General features: G+C 63.1%; 1 protein-coding gene. It reads right to left on the bottom strand.

Features of this window, described 5'->3' with window-relative positions:
• A partial coding sequence (locus G5C50_RS32050) for a phage major capsid protein (protein WP_165076158.1) occupies positions 1 to 889 on the bottom strand: 889 nt, incomplete at its 3' end.
• Between the last annotated feature and the right edge of the window lie 833 nt (positions 890 to 1722).

The following is a 1722-nucleotide window of genomic DNA, read 5'->3' as shown; positions in this document are numbered from 1 at the left end:
TCCAGACCCAGGCCCCCGAACCGGCCGTCGAGCCGTCCAGCCTGCGGAGCCGGGCGCGGGCGTTGGCTGAAGCGATCCAGCCCAGGCGAGCATCGGCCCCGGCGTCGCCGTTCGCGACCCCGACCAGGCGTTCAAGCTCGACCAGGGCGTCGCGGGTCGGGGCCCCGCCGTTGACGCCAAGCTCGACGGACTTGGTCCCGGGGACGTTGAGCAGTCCAACAGGGAGGACACCCCCGGCCGTCCCGGCGATCGCGATCCGGTCGACCTCGACCGCAATCCCCGTGGCGACGTCGTCGGCGACCATCTTTTCGAAGTCGGCGGTGTAAGCGGACCGCAGCATGGTCCGCGAGACGGGCACCGTCGCGGCGGCCGTCTTCGGGGTCAGTTCAAGGCCGTCGTACTGGGGGGAGGACTCGGGAGCATCGGCACCCTCGACGAGCCACCCGACCGACGCCGTCGACTTCAGGCGGGGGATGCAGCCGACGCCCCGACTGTCGACGGGGAGCCGCCTGATCTGGGCGCCCATCGCCCCCAGGGCCGTCTTTGCCCTCAGGGCCTCGACGACGGGGATGACGACGACGTCGCCGATCGCCCCCGACCCGGTCGAAGACGTCAGGGCGCGGACCTCTTCGGCGTCGTCGCTCGACGACGGGGTGAGGAAGCCCCGGGGTTTCATGTGCGGATACCGCTTGCGAAGCTCCTGGTCGACCTCGCCCTCCAGGCCGCGGGGCTGGACGTCCCAATCGCCCCGACGATCGCCGAACGGGTTCGCCACGCCCGCCAAGGCCCTGAGGAACGAGTAGGAGTGCCTACCTCGCGTGTTCCTCGGGTCCTTGTGGGGCAGGGGGTCTAAACTCAGGCTGTCGTTTATCAGGAACGCTGAATTCATCGCGTTTTCCTTCCTGTCTATCGAACCACGCCGACCCCTCGGGCCGGCGATCCTGGGCTGACCAGTTGGGTGCACCTACTGGTCGAAAAAAAACTCGGCATTTCACACGCGCGGGGGTAGGCCCGGTGAGACGCCTTCAAGGCTGTAGCAAAAGAGACCCCTACCCGGTCTGCACCTATGCCCCCTTCCAACGATCGGCAGTCGTAGACGTGCTCACATCCTCTTTTTGATTATCTAGCTACGCAATACTGACACGCCCGGTTCGATGTTCCACGCGAAAGCCTGCGTGAAACGAAACGTCGTCCGCATAATCGCTGCAAGCGTACGGCGGGGGAATGCGGTGAGAGGATGTCACAGGCTGTCACAAGGGGTCGCACAGGCTGTTTTTCGACGTAATAGACTTGATGCCAACGGGTTGCATTGTTGGCACTGGCGTCACAGGGGGGGGCAAACTCTATTCTCTCTCTATGCTCTCCTTAGCCTATATGCACCTATGCCCTCTATGGCTCTTTAACTCTTCTAGTCTGTTTTATGCGTAAAACCCTGTGACACCCTGTGACAGACGGCTTTCTGGTAACGTAACTTGTTATCCAGAGTGGATATGCAGCGTCACAGGGTTGACCCATATAGCCCGTGACATTCCTGTTCCACCCTGTGACATGGGGGCAAGCTAGAGCAAGCGGACGTTCGTGTAGTAGCGCTCTCGGGACGTCCGATGTTCATCGCCCCCGGGCGACCTTCGCTGCGAAGTCTTCACGTAGGGGTAGGCGGTCTTCAGCTTCTGACCGAACCATGCCGAGTCTTTGGGCTCGCGTCCGTTCTCTCGACACCAT

Origin of the sequence: Paludisphaera rhizosphaerae (assembly GCF_011065895.1) — a bacterium.
Taxonomy (GTDB): Bacteria; Planctomycetota; Planctomycetia; order Isosphaerales; family Isosphaeraceae; genus Paludisphaera; species Paludisphaera rhizosphaerae.
This window is presented reverse-complemented; position numbering and strand designations above follow the sequence as displayed.